At 72.0% G+C, this 17,293-nt stretch carries 18 protein-coding genes; 8 read left to right on the top strand and 10 right to left on the bottom strand.

All coding sequences use genetic code 11. The annotated features are described in order from the left end of the window. Positions 1 to 30: 30 nt before the first annotated feature. Positions 31 to 981 (top strand): amino acid ABC transporter permease, encoded by a 951-nt coding sequence (locus ACFC79_RS02410; protein WP_376234068.1) that lies wholly within the window; start codon positions 31 to 33, stop codon positions 979 to 981. Continuing rightward, positions 978 to 1,739: an amino acid ABC transporter ATP-binding protein gene (locus ACFC79_RS02405; protein ID WP_376234065.1), complete on the top strand. Its 762-nt coding sequence runs from the start codon at positions 978 to 980 to the stop codon at positions 1,737 to 1,739. Before ACFC79_RS02410 ends, ACFC79_RS02405 begins: the two co-directional genes overlap by 4 nt. Before the next feature lie 145 nt (positions 1,740 to 1,884). Here the strand turns inward: ACFC79_RS02405 and ACFC79_RS02400 are convergent, their stop codons facing one another. Beyond that, positions 1,885 to 2,574, bottom strand: a complete 690-nt coding sequence (locus ACFC79_RS02400) for a class I SAM-dependent methyltransferase (protein WP_376234890.1) — start codon at positions 2,572 to 2,574, stop codon at positions 1,885 to 1,887. Between the two features lie 158 nt (positions 2,575 to 2,732). On the opposite strand from ACFC79_RS02400, the gene ACFC79_RS02395 reads away from it, so the two are divergent. Then, positions 2,733 to 3,362, top strand: coding sequence for a CGNR zinc finger domain-containing protein (locus tag ACFC79_RS02395; RefSeq protein WP_376234063.1), 630 nt, complete (start codon positions 2,733 to 2,735; stop codon positions 3,360 to 3,362). Here the strand turns inward: ACFC79_RS02395 and sodX are convergent. Then, positions 3,266 to 3,724: a nickel-type superoxide dismutase maturation protease gene (gene sodX, locus ACFC79_RS02390; protein ID WP_376234061.1), complete on the bottom strand. Its 459-nt coding sequence runs from the start codon at positions 3,722 to 3,724 to the stop codon at positions 3,266 to 3,268. The two genes, ACFC79_RS02395 and sodX, sit on opposite strands and share 97 nt — an antisense overlap. A 197-nt stretch (positions 3,725 to 3,921) precedes the next feature. Here sodX and sodN point away from each other — a divergent pair, with 197 nt between their 5' ends. Then, positions 3,922 to 4,317 carry a superoxide dismutase, Ni gene (gene sodN / locus ACFC79_RS02385; protein ID WP_376234058.1) on the top strand — a complete coding sequence of 132 codons (396 nt, stop codon included), beginning with the start codon at positions 3,922 to 3,924 and terminating at the stop codon, positions 4,315 to 4,317. Here sodN and ACFC79_RS02380 read toward each other — a convergent pair. Next, complete coding sequence (locus ACFC79_RS02380) at positions 4,269 to 5,012, bottom strand: hypothetical protein (protein WP_376234056.1); 744 nt, start codon at positions 5,010 to 5,012, stop codon at positions 4,269 to 4,271. The two genes, sodN and ACFC79_RS02380, sit on opposite strands and share 49 nt — an antisense overlap. A gap of 97 nt (positions 5,013 to 5,109) precedes the next feature. Here ACFC79_RS02380 and ACFC79_RS02375 point away from each other — a divergent pair, with 97 nt between their 5' ends. After that, entirely contained in the window at positions 5,110 to 5,589 is a 480-nt protein-coding gene (locus tag ACFC79_RS02375; RefSeq protein WP_376234054.1) for a VOC family protein, read from the top strand. Positions 5,590 to 6,060: 471 nt separating this feature from the next. Here ACFC79_RS02375 and ACFC79_RS02370 read toward each other — a convergent pair whose 3' ends face one another. The 4 genes from ACFC79_RS02370 to ACFC79_RS02355 all read right to left on the bottom strand — a co-directional run bounded on the left by ACFC79_RS02370 (position 6,061) and on the right by ACFC79_RS02355 (position 10,239). After that, positions 6,061 to 6,996, bottom strand: coding sequence for an NAD(P)H-binding protein (locus ACFC79_RS02370; RefSeq protein ID WP_376234052.1), 936 nt, complete (start codon positions 6,994 to 6,996; stop codon positions 6,061 to 6,063). Then, a complete protein-coding gene (locus ACFC79_RS02365; protein WP_376234050.1) occupies positions 6,993 to 7,352 on the bottom strand; it encodes a DUF952 domain-containing protein in 360 nt (119 codons plus the stop codon). Before ACFC79_RS02365 ends, ACFC79_RS02370 begins: the two co-directional genes overlap by 4 nt. A gap of 257 nt (positions 7,353 to 7,609) precedes the next feature. Continuing rightward, complete coding sequence (locus ACFC79_RS02360; RefSeq protein WP_376234048.1) at positions 7,610 to 9,025, bottom strand: choice-of-anchor A family protein; 1,416 nt, start codon at positions 9,023 to 9,025, stop codon at positions 7,610 to 7,612. A gap of 260 nt (positions 9,026 to 9,285) precedes the next feature. Further along, complete coding sequence (locus ACFC79_RS02355; protein WP_376234046.1) at positions 9,286 to 10,239, bottom strand: LysR family transcriptional regulator; 954 nt, start codon at positions 10,237 to 10,239, stop codon at positions 9,286 to 9,288. Between the two features lie 259 nt (positions 10,240 to 10,498). Between ACFC79_RS02355 and snpA the strand changes: the two genes are divergently transcribed. Then, on the top strand, positions 10,499 to 11,176 hold the full coding sequence (gene snpA / locus ACFC79_RS02350) for a snapalysin (RefSeq protein ID WP_376234044.1): 678 nt from the start codon (positions 10,499 to 10,501) through the stop codon (positions 11,174 to 11,176). Between the two features lie 110 nt (positions 11,177 to 11,286). Here snpA and ACFC79_RS02345 read toward each other — a convergent pair whose 3' ends face one another. Together ACFC79_RS02345 and ACFC79_RS02340 are read right to left on the bottom strand one after the other, a co-directional pair. After that, positions 11,287 to 11,646 carry a GntR family transcriptional regulator gene (locus ACFC79_RS02345; protein WP_376234041.1) on the bottom strand — a complete coding sequence of 120 codons (360 nt, stop codon included), beginning with the start codon at positions 11,644 to 11,646 and terminating at the stop codon, positions 11,287 to 11,289. 2 nt (positions 11,647 to 11,648) lie between these two features. After that, positions 11,649 to 12,632, bottom strand: coding sequence for a DUF1648 domain-containing protein (locus ACFC79_RS02340; protein ID WP_376234038.1), 984 nt, complete (start codon positions 12,630 to 12,632; stop codon positions 11,649 to 11,651). 136 nt (positions 12,633 to 12,768) lie between these two features. On the opposite strand from ACFC79_RS02340, the gene ACFC79_RS02335 reads away from it, so the two are divergent. Together ACFC79_RS02335 and ACFC79_RS02330 are read left to right on the top strand one after the other, a co-directional pair. Continuing rightward, positions 12,769 to 14,118 (top strand): hypothetical protein, encoded by a 1,350-nt coding sequence (locus tag ACFC79_RS02335; RefSeq protein WP_376234036.1) that lies wholly within the window; start codon positions 12,769 to 12,771, stop codon positions 14,116 to 14,118. Continuing rightward, on the top strand, positions 14,115 to 14,681 hold the full coding sequence (locus tag ACFC79_RS02330) for a hypothetical protein (protein WP_376234035.1): 567 nt from the start codon (positions 14,115 to 14,117) through the stop codon (positions 14,679 to 14,681). The genes ACFC79_RS02335 and ACFC79_RS02330 overlap by 4 nt, the downstream gene beginning before the upstream one ends. Here ACFC79_RS02330 and ACFC79_RS02325 read toward each other — a convergent pair. Continuing rightward, complete coding sequence (locus tag ACFC79_RS02325) at positions 14,614 to 17,151, bottom strand: tetratricopeptide repeat protein (RefSeq protein ID WP_376234033.1); 2,538 nt, start codon at positions 17,149 to 17,151, stop codon at positions 14,614 to 14,616. The two genes, ACFC79_RS02330 and ACFC79_RS02325, sit on opposite strands and share 68 nt — an antisense overlap. Positions 17,152 to 17,293 lie beyond the last annotated feature (142 nt).

Raw genomic sequence — 17,293 nt, 5'->3', positions numbered from 1 at the left:
GTCCCGGCCCGGCACCGAAAGGATTCTTCCGTGACCGACACCCAGAAGACGGGACCGGCCGACCGGCCGCCCCTGCGCCCCACTCCCCCGGCCGTCCCGCAGCCGATCAGGGCCGTTCCGGTCCGGCACTACGGCCGGTACGTCGCCGCCGCCCTCGCGATCGCGGCCCTCGCCGCGATCGTCTACGCCTTCGCCCAGGGCAAGATCAACTGGGGCGCGGTGCCCGACTACTTCTTCGACGACCGCATCCTGACGGGCGTCGGCAAGACCCTGCTGCTGACCGCCCTGTCGATGGTGATCGGCATCGTCGGCGGCGTGCTGCTGGCCGTCATGCGGCTGTCGAAGAATCCGGTGACCTCGTCGATCGCCTGGTTCTACATCTGGTTCTTCCGCGGCACACCGGTCCTGGTCCAGCTGTTCGTCTGGTTCAACCTGGGGCTGGTCTTCGAGTACATCGACCTCGGGCCGATCTACAAGGACTACTGGTCGAGCTTCATGACGCCGCTGCTGACGGCCCTGCTCGGGCTGGGGCTCAACGAGGCCGCCTACATGGCCGAAATCTGCCGGGCGGGTCTGCTCTCGGTCGACGAGGGGCAGACGGAGGCGGCGCACGCGCTGGGGATGAGCCACGGCAGGACCCTGTGGCGGGTGGTGATCCCGCAGGCCATGCGCGTGATCGTGCCGCCGACGGGCAACGAGGTCATCAACATGCTCAAGACGACCTCGCTGGTGGCCGCCGTGCAGTTCTACGAGCTGTTCAAGTACGCCCAGGACATCGGGCAGTCATCCGGTGCCCCGGTCGAGATGTACTTCCTGGCCGCCGCCTGGTACCTGATCATGACGTCGGTGCTGAGCGTCGGCCAGTTCTACCTGGAGCGCCATTACGCGCGCGGCTCGACCCGCAGCCTGCCGCCCACTCCGCTCCAGCGGATCAGGGCCGAACTGCTGTCCCTGGGCCGCCGGAAGGAAGGGGTGGCATGACCGCCATGGTGAAGGCCGAGGGCGTCCACAAGTCCTTCGGCACCGCGCACATCCTCAAGGGCATCGACCTGGAGGTCGCCCCGCGCGAGGTCTTCTGCCTGATCGGCCCGTCCGGTTCCGGCAAGTCGACCTTCCTGCGGTGCATCAACCATCTGGAGCAGATCAACGCGGGCCGGCTGTACGTCGACGGCGAACTGGTGGGCTACCGCCAGAAGGGCGACCGGCTCCACGAGCTCAAGGACAGCGAGGTGGCCCTGAAGCGCCGCGACATCGGGATGGTCTTCCAGCGGTTCAACCTCTTCCCCCACATGACGGCGATCGAGAACGTCATGGAGGCCCCGGTCCAGGTCAGGCGCGAGACGAAGGCCGTGGCGCGGGCCAGGGCCGAACGGCTGCTGGACCGGGTCGGCCTGGCCGACAAGGCGGCGAACTACCCCTCCCAGCTCTCCGGCGGCCAGCAGCAGCGGGTGGCCATCGCCCGCGCCCTGGCCATGGAGCCGAAACTGATGCTCTTCGACGAGCCGACATCCGCGCTCGACCCGGAACTGGTGGGCGACGTCCTGGACGTCATGCGCGGGCTCGCCCAGGACGGCATGACGATGATCGTCGTCACCCACGAGATGGGCTTCGCCCGCGAGGTGGGCGACGCGCTGGTCTTCATGGACGACGGCGTCGTGGTCGAGGCGGGCCACCCGCGCGATGTGCTGACCGATCCGCAGCATGCCCGGACGCAGGCATTCCTGTCCAAGGTCCTCTGACGGACCATCGGCCCGGCACAAGCCCGGCACAGGCTCTCGGAGGCACGGGAGGGGCGGGGGGCCGCCGGAAACCGCCGGGGCACCCCCGCCCCTCCCGTGTCCGGGCGCGCGGGTCCCGCGCCCCGCGCCGCCCCATCGTCCGCCGCTACTTCACGGCGAGCATCAGGGTGTCCGACGGGGACGCCCAGACCGGCCGCGCCTCGGCGAACCCGGCCGCGCGCAGGGTGTCCGCGTGCCACCGGGCGGAGGGCATGTCGCCGTCGGCGTGCTCGCCGTAGATCCGGTAACGCTCGGCGGTGGGCTCCGCGAGGACCGGGTCCTTCGCCGCCAGTGCCCACCAGTCCGCCCAGTCCAGCGCGCCCGCGGCCTTGGCACGGTCCATGGCGGCGTGCCGGTGCGCGCGCTCGGCCGCGTTGATCCTGGGGGTGTCCGTGTCGATCATGTGGTCGGCGTTCATGAACACCCCGCCGTCCTTGACCAGTCCGCCGACGCACCGGTAGAGCGCGGCGAGCGGTTCGGCGTGCAGCCAGTGCAGGGCCGTGGCGGTAAGGACGGCGTCGTACGACTCGTACGGCAACCGCCCCGCCCAGCCGGGGTCCTTGAGATCGGCGGTGACGAAGGTGACGCGCTCGTCGCCGTCGAAGTGACCGCGGGCGATGGCGAGCAGCGCCGGGTCGAGGTCGACACCCGTACTGGTCGCCTCCGGGAACCGTTTGAACAGCCGGTCCGTAATACTTCCCGTACCGCACGCGAGATCGAGGACTCTCGGCCGGGGCCCCACGAACGCCTCGACCATGTCCAGCATCACCCGGAACCGCTCCTCGCGGTCCGGCATGTACCACTCCTGCTGCCGGTCCCAGCTCTCCTGCCAGGCCGCCCAGTCAGCAGGTGCCGTCAACTCCGTCACGAACCCTCCATGTAATACCCTGGTTCCCAAAACGACCATTACATCGTTCGCGCATCGACTCTAGACCGACGCCGTAAGGACTACAAGTGGAACTGGCCTATTACTCGGACTATGCAGTGAGTCTGGTCAACACCGAGGAGCCGGCCCGCAACAAGGACTCCCTCACCTCCGTCGAGGCGATCCGCGAACTGTTCGGCGCCAACCAGCAGGCGGCCCGCCGCGCCACCGACACGGACGTGACCCGTTTTCGGTCCGTGCGGGCACGGCTGCGCGCGGTCTTCGAGGCCGCCGACGGCGGCGACGAGACCCTCGCCGTCGACCTGCTCAACTCCCTGCTGCTGGAGTTCCCGGTCAGCCCGCAGATCTCCGGCCACGACGTACGCGACGAGGACGGCAAACCGGACTGGCACATGCACCTTGCCGACCACCCGTCCAACGCGACGGCCGGGTACGCGGCCATCGCCGCGATGGGCCTCGCCTTCCACCTCACCTCGTACGGCGTGGACCGACTCGGCCTGTGCCGGGCGTCACCGTGCCGCAACGCCTATCTCGACACCTCGACCAACCGGTCCCGCCGCTACTGCTCGGACCGCTGCGCGACCCGCGCCAACGTGGCCGCCTACCGGGCCCGCAAGCGCCGGGAGACGGAACGCGCCGCCGAGACCGGCCGCACCGCGGAGACCGCCCAGGCCAGCACGTCCCCCACCGACCGCTGACCCTTCTTCGGCGGCCGGTACCGCACCCGCACCGTGGCCAGCACGAAATCTTCGGGCACCGTCCCGTAGTCCGTGCTGTCGCCTCCCGCGAACGCGTTGTCGGCCAATACCCACCAACCGCCCCGGCGACGCTCCGCGGCCCGCTTGACGACCAGCAGGTCCTGCTGGAACGGGTGGCGCAGAATCACCACGTCCCCGGGGCGCACCCGCGCCCCGTAGTGCACGAGCAGCCGGTCCCCGTGATAGAGCGTCGGCACCATCGACGGCCCCGTCACCTCCACCACCTGAAAGGGCATCCGCCCCGCAGGCCCTCGCCCGGGCCGCGCCCCTGTCGGCTCAGGCACCTCCGGCACCTCCCGCATCGTTCCGGCACCTCCCCGTCCGTCCCGTACAGCGTCTTCCGCTTCTTCCACGTCTTCCACAGCGTTCCGCGGATTCAGCCGCCGGGCCCATCCTCACCCCGGACTTTTGGCCTAAGCCCATGGGGGCACCCACGAAAACCGGTCTCTCACGGAGTAATGTCCCACCTGAGAAGACGATCACGAGGAAGGACAGCTCCATGCTTTCCCGCCTGTTTGCCCCCAAGGTGAAGGTCAGCGCGCACTGCGACCTGCCCTGCGGTGTGTACGACCCGGCCCAGGCCCGCATCGAGGCGGAGTCCGTCAAGGCCGTCCAGGAGAAGTACCAGGCCAACGAGGACCCGCACTTCCGGGCCCGCGCGGTGGTCATCAAGGAACAGCGCGCCGAGCTGGCCAAGCACCACATCTCGGTGCTGTGGAGCGACTACTTCAAGCCCCCGCACTTCGAGAAGTACCCGGAGCTGCACCAGCTGGTCAACGAAGCCCTGAAGGCCCTGTCGGCCGCGAAGGCGTCCACGGACCCGGCGACGGGCCAGAAGGCGCTGGACTACATCGCCCAGATCGACAAGATCTTCTGGGAGACCAAGAAGGCCTGATCTCCCCTCGGCTTTCCGACCTGCGGTTTCGCGGGTCGCATCGCCTGTCTTTCCGCACCCGGCCCGTCGGCCGCCGAGAACGGCGTCCATGACGGACCGGGTGTGGTTTTTTTCCAGCACGATGCCAGCGGACAGGTGCCCGAAAGCGGATTGTGACGCGCTCGCTGTTCAGCAATCCGACGGGCGAACTCCGCCGCTCGCACCGCGTCCTGTGCCAGGCGATCACCACGGACACGAAAAGCCTCGGGCGCAGGCGCGGACTGCGCGATCTCGGCCCCGGCACCGCCTTTTCCGTCTCGCCTCCCCTTCCTGACGGCCACGGCTCGATCGAGCAGGCCGACATCGACGTCGAAGACCTGCGCCAGGTATTTCCGAGCACAGGGAAGGGGGATCCGCGCCTCGCGCTCGTACCGCCCGATCTCCTTGCCGGTCTTCGCGGAACGCCCCTCCCGGGTGTTGTGCTCGTCGGCAACCCTCTGCCGGCTCCAACCACGCGCGCTGCGCAGCCGGACGAGCAAGGTGCCGATCCCGGTGCCGCCGGCGTCGGCCGGGGAGGGGTGCGGCGGGTTCGGATCGTCGAACGCCCGTGGGTGGCACGGAAGATGTGATCTGCGGCTCGCGGGGTCGCCCGGCGCGTTGAGCGGTGTCTTGAATGCGATGCCGGTGATGATGGCCGTGCCGACACGATTCCCCATGCCTCCCGCTCGTGACCGTTCAGGTCCGCGGGCGGGATCGGCCGGTATGCGGGGACCTGCGCAGCCGACCGGTATGCGCTCATGACAGGAGACAGGGATGACCACCGAGGGCTTCACCACATGTCTGTGGTTCGACGGGCAGGCCGAGGAGGCGGCGGAGTACTACCTGTCGGTCTTCAGGAAATCCCGTCGTGGCAGGGTCGTGCGCTACACCGAGGCCGGTCCCGGGCCCGCCGGGTCGGTGCTGACGGTCGAGTTCGAGATCAACGGCCAGAGCTTCATCGCGGTGAACGGTGGACCCGAGTTCACGTTCAACGAGGCCGTCTCCTTCCAGATCCGGTGCGGGGACCAGGACGAGGTGGACTACTACTGGGACCGCCTCACGGACGGGGGCGAGGAGGGGCCCTGCGGTTGGCTGAAGGACCGGTACGGGGTCTCCTGGCAGGTCACGCCCGAGATCCTGATCGAGCTCCTCGCCGATCAGGACGCCGAGCGGGCCGCACGGACGACCGCGGCGATGATGACGATGAAGAAACTCGACATCGCGGCACTGCGCGGGGCGCACGACGCGGCCTGAGACGCGAGGGCGGCGCGGAGGGGCGTTCGGAGGGCGTCGGGCCCCGGACGGCACCAGATGTCGTGGACGTGCCGCGGCAGGAGCCCGCCGGGCAGCCGACGGCGCCGGGTGCCCGGCGGGTCGGCACTCCCGGCCCGCCGGGATCCGCTGCGCGGTGAGCTGGTCGCGGCGCGGCAGGAGCACGTCGATGCCGCGGTGCGCCCGGAAGGCGTGGCCCGCGGCGAGTTCGACCGCATGGCCGCCCGAGATCCACCGGGGGGTGCGCAGGGAGGTGAAGAGGCGGGCGGCCTCTTCGAGCGGGGCGAGGTACCCGGGCCCCCGTGACGTACCCGTACGCGTCCCGGCGCGTCCCGGCGTGTCCCCTTCCTGTCGTTCGGCCGCCGTCCCGGCCCGGGTGGGGACGGGCCGAGCCGGGACGGGCCGGGGACTGGCCGGGACGGGCCGGGACGGGCCGGGGACTGGCCGGGTCCGTCAGTCGGTCGTCAGCAGGTGCCGGTAGCTGTCCGGATGTTCCCTCAGGTAGGTGGCCAGGCTCATCGCCGGGTGCCCGGTGAGCTGCGGTACGGCGTCCGAGACCGCGGACATCTCGCCGGTGGCGATGGCCTCGTACGACGTCACCCAGCCGGCGACCTCCCAGTCCTCAGCGCCGTACCGCGCCCGTGAGGCGTATGCCTCCTCGCGGGTCTCCGGTACGTAGGTGATGGTCCGGCCGGTGATCCTGCCGAGTTCCTCGGCGGCCTCGGCGAGGGTGAACGCCTCGGGACCGGTGAGGTCGTAGGTGACTCCGTCGTGGCAGGTCGTGTCCGGCTCGGTGTCGGCGAGCAGTACGGCGGTCGCCGCGTCGGCGATGTCCTCGTGCGCCACCGCCGCCACCCGGCCGTCGCCGCCCGGACCGCGCAGCACGCCGTCGGCGCCGGTCATCGCGGGGAGTCCGGCGAGGTACAGGCTGTCCCGCAGGAAGGTGTGGCGGACCTCGGCGACCCGGATGTGCGCCTCGGTGTGCCAGTGGTCGCGGGCGAAGGTGAACGTGGCGTCCGGCGCCGCGCCGAGGAAGGAGACGTAGACGATCCGCTCGACACCGGCGGCCACCGCCGCGTCCACGGCGGTGGTGTGCTCGCGGACCCGGTAGGGGCTCTCGTGCGCCGAGACGAGGAACAGGGTGTGCGCCCCGGCGAGGGCGCGACGCATGGCCTCGCCGTCGCCGTAGCGGGCGGGCGGCGCCGCGACGGCTCCGGGGAGTTCGGGCAGCCGGGACGGGTCGCGGCCGAGGAGCCGGACGGGCACTCCGGCCCGCGCGAGACGCCGGGCGACCTGTCCGCCGACCGCGCCGCTCGCTCCCGTGACGGCGATGACAGGGGCCTCGGAGGCTTCCGGGCCGGTGGGGTCGGTGCGGTCCTGGGGGGTCATGCCTGTCCGCCCTCCTCGCGCGACCAGGAACGCACCTCCACGACCGCGTCCACCGGGACCGGGCCGTAGACGTGCGGGAACTCCTCGCCGCCGGGTGCGGCGGCTTCGTACCGTACGGGGACCGGGAGCCGGGCCGGGTCGATGACGAGGACCACCAAGTCCTGGTCACTGGCCCCTGCCCGGCTTCCGGCGCCGTACAGCGCCTCGGCCACCCCGTCGAGCTGGTGCGGCAGCGAGCAGTGGATGAAACCTACTTCGTGCAGGGTGCAGCCGCGGGTGGACATCTCGTACGTCCCAAGCCCGCGGGCCGCCTCCCACAGAGGGCCCTCGGTGAGGTGCAGCAGCAGTTCGGCCATGGGCCAACGCTAACCACCTCACCCACAATTTTCAGCGCTGGAGCAGCGCGCGGCGTCGGACACTGTCCGTCACGGGACGAGGCGGCTCGTCGCAGGGCGGCGTGGTCCGCCGTCGGGCGAGGTGCCGCGCGTCAGGGCGAGGTGCTGGTCCACCGCCGGGTGGAGGGGTTCCCCGCACCGAATGTGTGCGGGCGCCCGACAGCATGGCGGGATACGCGCAGCCGCCGTCGGGCGCCCGCCGGGATCACGGACGGCCCTCAACCGCGCCGACGTGTCCTCCGTGCCATCGACACGGCCGCCGATCCGGCGGCGAGCAACACCGCCCCGGTACCGGCCAGCACCCATTTCTCCTGATCGAAGCCTGTGTGCGAGAGCGATCCGCCGGGACCGGGCTGGTCCGGTCCGATGCCGGAGGAGTCACCGGGCATGCCCGGCGTGTACGGCCGGCTCCGGGAGGGAGTGGGCTGCGGACCGGGACTCGTCGGGGTGCCGGTGGGAGCCGGGGTCTCGGTCGGGGCGGGCGTGTCGGTCGACGTCGGGGTGGGGCTCGGAGTGGGTGTGCCGGTCGAACCGGGAGTGGGGGTCGGGGTGGTCGTGGGCGCGTCGCCGCAGGCGGGCAGGTCCCCCTCGAAGGGGTAGGAGTGCAGCTCCTGGCCGCCCGACTGCCCCTCCGATGTGTGGGTCAGCGAACCGGCGGTGTAGAAGCGGCCGTTGGTCCCGCTCATCGTGAGCGTCGTCGTGCTCGACGGGTTGCCGACCAGCACGCTGCCCTGGAACTGGCTGGGTCCCTTGAGCCCGATCCCGGTGGCGTCCGGAACGTTCCACATCAGGCGTTCCCGCAGCCCCGCCCGGGGCAGCGAACCCATCAGGGTGTTGATGGTGCGGCTGCCGCCGTACACGTTGACGAGTACGGTCGCGCCCGCCGGGATGTTCTCGAACCTGATGTCCTGCGCGCCGCCCTGGGCGCTCACCAGGTCGGAGTCCAGGGCGAAGACCTGGAGGGCGGAGGTGCCGTCGCCCGTGAAGACGCTCTCGTGGCCCATGTTCGCGACGGTGCCGGTGGTCGGGCGCCGGTGGTCCTTGCCGTCGTCGTACGCGTAGCACTGGCTGGCCCGGGTCAGCTGGTCGCGCAGGGCGGTGTACGGCGCTGCCGCGTCAGGATCCTTGACCGGGTCCGGGATCACCGTGCCGCTGAGGTCCTGCGCGTACTTCACCACGCCGTGGCTCGTGCCCTCCTCGGCGAGCAGCCGTTCGCCGCTCGCCACGGTCAGGTCCCCGCCCACCGTGAGGTAGTCGGAACCGTCGGGCGGTGGCACCCGGGAGCCGACGCCCACGACACCGACGTTGTAGATCTGCGAAGCGCCCGGACGTTTGTCCATGTCGAAGTCGCCGAGGGTGACGACCTTGCCCTCTGCCTCGGCAGCGGCCTCCCGTACCAGGAAGTCGCCGCCGACGAAGACGCTGATGTTGCTGTCGTGGTGGGTGACGGCGCCGTTGTGCGGATCGGTCCAGTTCGTCGGGCAGTCGCTGCCCAGACACGGGCCGAGCCCTCCGGGCAGCGGGTCGGCCATGGCGGTGGGAGCCAGCACACCGACCATCGCCGATGCCGCCGCCACGGCTACCGCTGCGCGCACGGTTCCGCCGCTGCCGCCTCTCAACTTAGATATCGCCATACTGGGTACTATGCATGGCATTTAATGAATAGTCACCCTGTTGGACTGATAGCGACTCAAAATATCCCGAAACGCCCACGCGAGCCCCCACACTGCCTGCTTCCCGTGCCGGACACGGATCTCACGGGCAAGCGGCCGACGCGAGAGAGCCACACGCCTGGGCGGCTCATACGGGCGAGGGAGCCGGGCAACGGTGACGCGTCCGGTGCGACGACTCCGTCGCCGCGCCCCGGACCGGCGGACGGCGCGGCAGCGGATGTTCAGGGCGCGCAGGCGAACGGGCTGCGATTGCGCACCAGCCACTGGTGGTACCCGGCCGCGCGGCAGGCCGCCTCGCGGTAGGCCGCCTCCAGTTCCGCGTACGCCGTCGCCATGTCCGCGCCCGGCCGGGACACCAGGAGCAGCCGTACCGCGAGGGGGTCGTCGCGCAACGGTCGGATCGCCATGTCGTCGCGGGGCCCGGAGGTGGGCTGGCAGGGGGCGACCGCCTCGCCGAGCACCACCAGGGACGCGGCGGTGAGGTAGTCGCCGTGCAGGACGGTCGGCGCGAGACCGGCCTTCCCGAACACCCGGCGCAGCCCGTCCCACTCGCCATCCACCGTGGGATCGACCATCCAGCGGTCCGCGGCCAGGTCCCCGAGGTCGACGACGGGCCGGGTGGCGGCCGGATGGTCCCGGGCCATGGAGATGAACTGCGGTTCACGGTCCACCAGTACGCGCTGCGTCAGCCCCTCAGGAATGGCCAGCGGGCAGCCCTCGACCTCGTGCACGAACGCGACGTCGAGTCCACCGGCCGCGACCGTGCGCAGCAGCGCGCCCGCCGACACGTCGACGCGCAGCGAGATGTCCGTGTCGGGCAGCCGGAGCCGCAGCCTGCGCAGCCAGCCGCCGATGACCCGGCTCGCGGTGCTGCCGATGCGCAGCCGTGGCCCGGAGGCGCGGACCGCGTCGGCCTCCGCCTTCGCGTCGCTCACCAGGGCGGTCATGCCGTCGACGAGGGGACGGGCCCGGCTCAGGACGGCATGGCCGAGCAGCGTCGGCCGGCAGCCGGTCCGTTCCCGGCAGAAGAGTTCGGCACCGAGGGCGTTCTCGATCCGGCGCAGCTGGGTGGTCAGGGACGGCTGGCTCACGCCCAGTTGGCGGGCCGCTCGGTGCAGGCTGCCCGCGTCCGCAATGGCGCACAGCGCCCTGAGGTGTCTCACCTCAAGCTCCATGCCCTTGAGCCTAGGGCGGCGGACGGCCGTCGCACCAGACGAACGAACCTGTTCAAAGTCCTTGAATTCACCGGGAGTTGATCTGATCTTCGCGACCGGTACCGGCGACGGTGATAGGTCGGTGCTATCGCCGGTTGACATCATCCCCCCGGGCTCCGTCTCCCCGACACTCTCTCCGTACCGCCCCCCGTCCACGTCCGGTCACCGGACGAACTCGTCGGACGGGTTCATCGGATCGGCAATCGGCAGGAGACCCCCCATGAAACACCCCAGGACCGTCATGTCGGCCGTGATCGGCCTCGGCATCGGGCTCGCGGCCGCACTGGGCACCGCACCCGCCATCGCCTCCTCCCCCGCGCCCGCCGCACCGCCCGCCCCCGCCCCGGCGGCGCACGCCGGCTACACCGCCCAGGCCGGTACGTACGAGGACGCCGCCGCCAACAAGGCGTTCTTCGAGGCGGTCGTCAAGTCCGTCGCGAAGAAGAGGAGCGCGCACCCCGGCGCCGAGGCGGTCACCATCGTCTACAGCGCGGCCAACGCGCCGAGCTTCCGGACGCAGATATCCAACAGTGCGCAGATATGGAACAGCTCGGTGTCCAACGTCCGGCTCCAGGAGGGCTCGAACGCCGACTTCACCTACTACGAGGGCAATGACTCGCGCGGTTCGTACGCCAGCACCGACGGGCACGGAAACGGGTACATCTTCCTCGACTACGCGCAGAACCAGCAGTACGACTCGACCCGGGTCACCGCGCACGAGACCGGTCACGTGCTCGGTCTCCCGGACAACTACTCCGCCCCGTGCAGCAAGCTGATGTCCGGCGGCGGCCCCGGCCCGTCCTGCACCAACCCGTACCCCGACGCGGCCGAGCGCAACCAGGTGAACTACCAGTGGCAGTACGGCTTCGCGGCCGCCCTCGCGCGCAACGCCTCCTGACGGCGCTGCCGTACGGCGGCACCGGGGCCGCTCCGCGGGACGGGGCGGCCCCGGTGCCGGGTCCGGGGCCGCCCCGCGCGACACGGTCCGCCGCCGGGCGGGGCGGCGGGCTACCGGGCGTCGAACGCGGCGCGGACCAGGGCCAGCAGTTCGTCCTCCGTCATCCCCAGCTCATGGGCGTCGGCGGCCACTTCCCGTACGCGTTCCAGCAGGCGGGCGCGGTGCGGCGAGGCGCCGCCGGTGACGACCGCGCCGCGCCCCCGGCGCAGTTCGATCAGCCCTTCCTCGCGAAGCTGCTGATAACCGCGCAGCACGGTATGGACGTTCACCCCGAGGGACTCGGCGAGCACCCGGGCGGCGGGCAGCCGCTCGCCCGTGGCGACCGTGCCGTCGGCGACGGCCCGGCGGACCGAGGCCGCGATCTGGTCGCCGAGCGGCACGGTGGACGTGGGGTCGACCCGGAAGAGCATGGTCAGCGCTCCGCCTGTCGCTGGTCGATCAGGGTGTTGAGGAGTGCGGCCCCGGTCGCCGAGTCGTCCACGGTCACCGCGAAGTCCCGGCCGCCGACCAGGGTGGCCACGATGCCCTCGCCGGAACGGATCATCAGGCCGCTCCGGCCGGGACGGATGCGGTAACCCCATCCCCCGTACTCGGCAAGGGGGTTGATGTCGCGGCTGGTCGCGGTCTCGATCCGGTCGAGCGGCACCCTGAGGCGCGGCCAGGGCAGGAGCCCCGAGATGGTGATGCCGCGGCGGTCGACCACCACATAGGGCCGGGCGAAGACGGTCAGCAGCGCGCCGAGGACCAGCGGCGGGACTCCGGCCGCCCAGCCCGAGGTGAACAGCAGCACCGCCCCGACGGCCACGAGCCCGAGCGCGAGCAGCGGCATCCACCAGCCCCCGGCGCCGCGGGCCCATCCGGCGACCTCCCCGTCGGCGAGGTCGATCCGCGCGCCGTCCCTCGTCGGCGCGGCTCCGGCCGGTGGCGCGGGTACGGGCGTGAGCCCGGCAAGTGCCGCGCCGATCCCGAAGGCGACCGCGGCGGCGGCCAGGGCCGCGGCGATCTGCCACATGGGGAGCGACACGCCCTGTGCCTGCCCCCGCGCATCCTCGGCGGCGTCCACATTGGCGAGCAGCACGGCGGTCAGCAGCCAGCCCATGAAACCGACGAAGGCGTATCCGGCGGCGACCAGCAGGCGGTGGGACCGCCCGTAGAACTTCCCCTTCACGACCATGACGGTCCACAGCACCCCGGTCACGGCGAACAGCAGGGCGCCGGACACGGCATGCCAGATCGCCCCCATGTGCCCGTCCGCCTCGCCGTCGACGCCGAAGTGCCCGGAGATCCGCTCGGGGAGCCGGTCGCGGAAGACCGCGAAGAGCGCCAGACCGACTACGAGCGCGATCAGGAACGGCAGCGCCACGACTGCCACGCCGCCCAGTTTCTTACGCTTCATGAATACCTCCATTGTTCGCATGCTAGTAGAACAACTTGGCGGCGGCAAGGTTTTGGCAAGCGCCGGGCAAGCCTTCGCAGCACGGCCCGGGCAACCCTCGGAGTGGGAAGCGTCCGAAGCGAACACGGGGGATTCGATGCCTGCTGCGAAACGGCCCTCGGGCCTCACGACCGTGCCCACGTCCGTCCCGGTACCGGCGGCTCCGCCGGTACCGCTGCCCGCCCCGGTGGCGCCTGCGGGGCCCGCCCGGACGGGGCCCACCGCGCCGGTCCGGCGCGACCGCGACCAGTGGCTGACCCTGCCCGGGTGCCGGAAGGTCCTGATGGTCGTGCACACCGAGGTGTACGGCCAACGGCTGCGCGACCTGCTGCCGTTGCTGGCCGGGGACCTTCGCGTCCAGGTGGCCTTCACCATCGCGCCGCACGCGTTCAACGACGGCGCGGCCCGCTCGCTCCCCGACCTCGGGGCCACCCTCGTCCCGTGGGAGGAAGCGGTGCGCACCCCGTTCGACCTGGCGGTGGCCGCCGGTTCCCAGGGCGTGGAACAACTCCGCGCCCCACTGCTCCGCATGCCGCACGGCATCGGTCACATGAAACTGTCCCGGACGGCGGACGCCCACCGAGGAGCGCCCCGCACGGTCGGCGGGCTGGGGGCCTCGTACCTGATGTGGGACGGGCGGGTGGTCCCGCGGGCCTACGCCCTCTCCCACCGCGAGGACCTCGTCGCGCTGGAGCGGTGGTGCCCCCAGGCACTGCCGATCGCGGAGGTGGTCGGCGACGCGAGCCACGACCGGATCACGGCATGCCTGCCGTCGCGCGACCACTACCGCGCCGCTCTGGGGCTGCGCCCCGGCCAGAAACTGGTGCTGGTCTCCTCGACCTGGGGGCTGGGCTCGTCCTTCAACCGGCTGGAGGCCCTGCTGCCGAGGCTGCTGACCGAGCTGCCCGGGGACGAGTTCCGCATCGCGCTGCTGGTGCATCCCAATGTCTGGTCCGGCCACGGTCGTTGGCAGGTACGGGCATGGCTCGACGCCTTCCGGCGGCGCGGCGTGGCGGTCATCCCGCCGGAGGACGACTGGCGTCCGACGCTGATCGCGGCGGACTTCCTCATCGGCGACCACGGATCCGTCACGCTGTACGGCACGCTGGCCGGTCTGCCGATCCTCCTCGCACGTTTCCCGGAGGCTGACGTCAATCCGATGTCGCCGGGGGCCGAACTCGCCCGGATCGCCCCGATGCTCTCGCCCGCGCATCCACTCACCGAGCAACTCGCCTATGCCGCGGCCGAGTACGCGGTGGAGGAGCACCGGCGCGTCGCGGCACGCATCTCCTCCGAACCGGGCCGGTTCAACCAGCGGATGCGACGGCTCCTGTACCGGATGCTGGGGCTCGGCCAGCCGGCCCACGCCCCGGTGACCGACCCCCTTCCGCTGCCCGCGCCACTGCATTGGCGGACGGGCTCCGACGGGGCGGAGGTGTCGGCGTGACGGGGCACGGCCGGGGCGGGACCCGGCAGGCACCCGCGGCCGTGACCGGCGTGGTGGCCGCGGACGGGGCGGTGTGCGTCGACCTCGACGGCCCGGCCGGCGAGGCGTGGCGCCAGTGCGCCGACGTGCTGTACGGCAGCCGGCCGCGTCCGGGCGCCGAAGCGGAAGCCCTCGCCCTGCGGACGCTCGGGCGCTACCCCGGGTGCCGGCTGGCCGTGATCCGGCGCGACGACGGCTGCTGCGTCACCGCCTCCGATTCCGCCCGCGATTCCGTCACCGTCACCACCTGCGCCCGCGATTCCGCCTCCGGCACCGAATCCGTCACCGCCGCCGCGTCCGTCACCGGCCCCTTCTCCACCTCCACCTCCACTGCCACCACCGCCTCCGTCGCCCTCGGCCGCCCGGTGGTTCCGGGGGCGCCGCCGCCCGGGTCCGTGTCCGGCCCGCACGATGTCCCGGCCCCGCTCGTCGGGTCTCCCGCGCCGTCGCCCGAAGTCACTCCTCGTGAGGGCCGTCGAGTCGGCGCAGGCAGTCCACCAGGCGCCGCGCGTCCGTCTCGCTGACCGGTGTGTAACGGGCCAGGGACTGCTCGTACCAGTCCCTGGCCGCCGGGACGTCCCCGCTCTCGGCGGCCGTGTCGCCGAGCATTTCCAGCACCTTGGCCTGCCAGTGCACGGAACCGGTCTCCTCGAACTCCCCGAGTGCCCGGCGCAGTTCCTGCTCGGCGGCGGTACGCCCGGCTGCCGAGGTGCCGGCCCGCGCCCGCCCGAGAAGGGCGAGGGCGCGCGCCGCGTCGTACGGATCGTCCACACCGAGCAGCTCGTCGCGCGCCGACGCGAGGAGGGCGGTGGCCTCCTCGGGACGGCGGTCGACGAGTGCCACCTCGCCGAGACAGAGTCGGGTGAGGGCTGCTCCGCGGACGTGGCCGATGTGCTCGCGCAGCTCCAGCGCCCGGCGGAAGAAGTCCGTCGCCGCGGACAGCCGGCCCGCCAGCCGGTGCGACTGGCCGAGTCCGTGCAGGGCCTGCGCCTCGGCCTTCGGGTCCCCGTCCCGCCGGGCGGCGTCCCGGGCCAGGGTGAACCAGGTGATGGCGTCGTCGTGGCGGCCCGCGTTGCGCAGTCCCGTGCCGCCGGAGGTGAGCATCCGGCTCTCGCCCTCGCGATCCCCGTCGCGCCGGGCCGCGGCACGTCCGATCTCGTGGGCCTCGATCCACAGGTCGTAGGGGCGCAGCCGGAGAAAGAGCGGCCACATGGCGTCGGCGAGTTGCCAGGCCGTGGCGTGCCAGCCGTGTTCGGCTGCCGTACGCAGCGCGGCCATGAGGTGGAACCGTTCGGCGTCCAGCCACTCAAGGGCGCCGGTCGCGTCGTCGAACGGCGGCGGCTGCCCGGGCTCGAAGGCGTAGTCCCGGGCCAGGGTGCGGTGGCTCGGGGACAGCAGCGCCTCGGCCTCGGTGGCGGTGAACAGGTAGAGATCGACGACCCGGCGCACGGCCTCCTGCCGTTCGGTCGCCCCGTCGGTGCGGGCGGCGAGGCCGCTCGCGTGCATGCGCACCAGATCGTGGAAGCGGTAGCGGTCCGGGCCGGACACTCCGTCCGGACCCAGGTCCTCCAACAGGTTCACCTCGGCGAGTCCGTCCAGCAGGCGGTCGGCCCGTACGGGATCGATCGCGCAGGCCGCGGCGGCGGTCGAGGCGTTGAGCACGGCGACGGGCGCGACTCCCAGCCGCCGGTACCCCCGGGCCTGTTCGGGCGAGAGGTCCTGGTAGGACGCGTCGAGGGCGGCGCGCACCACATGTTCCCCCTCGACGCTCAGCGCCTCCAGTCCGCCCACCCCTTCCCGGCCGAGCGTCCCCGCCATGGCGGCGATCGGCTGCCGGGGCCGTACGGCCATCCGGGCCGCCACCACGCACACGGCGAGCGGCAGTCCCGCGCACAGTGACACCACCCGGCGCGCCGCCTCGGGCTCGCGTCGGACCCGCCCGGCTCCTATCCTCCGGCTGAGCAGCTCCACCGCGTCGCCGGACGCCAGCATGCCGAGCGGCTGGAAGGCCGCACCGTCGATCCCCAGTCCGGTCAGACGCCGCCTGCTGGTGACCGCGACCAGACTGTCCGTGCCGCCCGGCAGGAGTGGGCGCACCTGGGCCGCGCTCAGCGCGTTGTCGAGCATGACGGCTATCCGGAGCGCGGATGTCCTGGAGCGCCACAGCGCCGCGAGCTCCGCGAAGTCCAGCGGGGTCCGGTCCACCCCGAGGGCTCTGAGGAACTGTCCGAGCACCTCGGCCGGAGCGGCCGGGTCCCCGGTGGTCGTGTGTCCGCGGAGGTCCGCGTAGAGCTGCCCGTCGGGGAACTCGCCGGAGAGTTCATGGAGCCACCGGGAGGCGAGTGCGGTCTTGCCCACCCCGGCCGGGCCGCTGATCACGGCGATGACGGGTGAGTCCGATGCCTGACGCGCCAGGTCGCGCAGCGCCGCGAGTTCCTCCTCGCGGCTGATGAAGTGGGCTGGCGCGGGCGGGAGTTGACGTACTGCGAGGGTGTCGGCCGCGGCGGGTGCGGGCAACGCGGGCGCGGCGTGGAAGTGGACGTCTCCGTGGATGCCCCGGGCCTGGATGACGGAGCCGTTGACGACGGCGCCGCCGCCGACGGCGTTGTGCGTGGGCGGGGCGGCATCCGCCCCCGACCCGGGCGAGCCGGATCCGCCCCGCGTCGGACCGCGGCCGTCGCCGCTCGGAACGGTGCGCCGTGCTGCGTCGCGGGCCCGGACGGGGTTCCCGGCGGCGATCCAGCGCCGCAAATCCCCGGCCAGCGAGTCGTTCCGGACCGCCCCTCGCGCCAATGCCTCGGCCATGGGCCCGATTCCGGCCGGGTCACGGCCGGATGCCTCCATGGCCTCCCAGGCGCGGCGTAACTCCTCCTCGCCGGGCTCGTCCCGTCTCGTCCCGGCGTGCACGACATCGGCGAGGGCCCGCCAGCGTTCCGGCCGGGCGCGCGCCGCCTCCAGTGCCTCTCCGAGCTCGGTAGCCGTAACCGGTTCCATACCTGCCGCCTTCCCCCAGGGCCCAGAGCGGCGCCGATACCGTGTTTTTCCCGGACGGCGGAAGATCTACCCCCGACGCCGCTCCCCCACGACCTGCACTAACTCCAAACCGATCATTTGAGCGTAGTCATTGATCAAAGAG

The sequence above is a fragment of the Streptomyces sp. NPDC056061 genome, from assembly GCF_042266885.1.
Taxonomy (GTDB): domain Bacteria; phylum Actinomycetota; class Actinomycetes; order Streptomycetales; family Streptomycetaceae; genus Streptomyces.
Note: the sequence above shows the minus strand (reverse complement) of the source record. Positions and strands in the feature narration are given on the sequence as shown.

Coding starts and splice junctions, on each gene's coding strand:
- ACFC79_RS02405 (WP_376234065.1), top strand. CDS start 978: ATGACCGCCATGGTGAAGGCCGAGGGCGTCCACAAGTCCTTCGGCACC.
- ACFC79_RS02400 (WP_376234890.1), bottom strand. CDS start 2,574: ATGCCGGACCGCGAGGAGCGGTTCCGGGTGATGCTGGACATGGTCGAG.
- sodX (WP_376234061.1), bottom strand. CDS start 3,724: ATGCGGGAGGTGCCGGAGGTGCCTGAGCCGACAGGGGCGCGGCCCGGG.
- sodN (WP_376234058.1), top strand. CDS start 3,922: ATGCTTTCCCGCCTGTTTGCCCCCAAGGTGAAGGTCAGCGCGCACTGC.
- ACFC79_RS02380 (WP_376234056.1), bottom strand. CDS start 5,012: ATGGGGAATCGTGTCGGCACGGCCATCATCACCGGCATCGCATTCAAG.
- ACFC79_RS02375 (WP_376234054.1), top strand. CDS start 5,110: ATGACCACCGAGGGCTTCACCACATGTCTGTGGTTCGACGGGCAGGCC.
- ACFC79_RS02370 (WP_376234052.1), bottom strand. CDS start 6,996: ATGACCCCCCAGGACCGCACCGACCCCACCGGCCCGGAAGCCTCCGAG.
- ACFC79_RS02365 (WP_376234050.1), bottom strand. CDS start 7,352: ATGGCCGAACTGCTGCTGCACCTCACCGAGGGCCCTCTGTGGGAGGCG.
- ACFC79_RS02360 (WP_376234048.1), bottom strand. CDS start 9,025: ATGGCGATATCTAAGTTGAGAGGCGGCAGCGGCGGAACCGTGCGCGCA.
- ACFC79_RS02355 (WP_376234046.1), bottom strand. CDS start 10,239: ATGGAGCTTGAGGTGAGACACCTCAGGGCGCTGTGCGCCATTGCGGAC.
- snpA (WP_376234044.1), top strand. CDS start 10,499: ATGAAACACCCCAGGACCGTCATGTCGGCCGTGATCGGCCTCGGCATC.
- ACFC79_RS02345 (WP_376234041.1), bottom strand. CDS start 11,646: ATGCTCTTCCGGGTCGACCCCACGTCCACCGTGCCGCTCGGCGACCAG.
- ACFC79_RS02340 (WP_376234038.1), bottom strand. CDS start 12,632: ATGAAGCGTAAGAAACTGGGCGGCGTGGCAGTCGTGGCGCTGCCGTTC.
- ACFC79_RS02335 (WP_376234036.1), top strand. CDS start 12,769: ATGCCTGCTGCGAAACGGCCCTCGGGCCTCACGACCGTGCCCACGTCC.
- ACFC79_RS02325 (WP_376234033.1), bottom strand. CDS start 17,151: ATGGAACCGGTTACGGCTACCGAGCTCGGAGAGGCACTGGAGGCGGCG.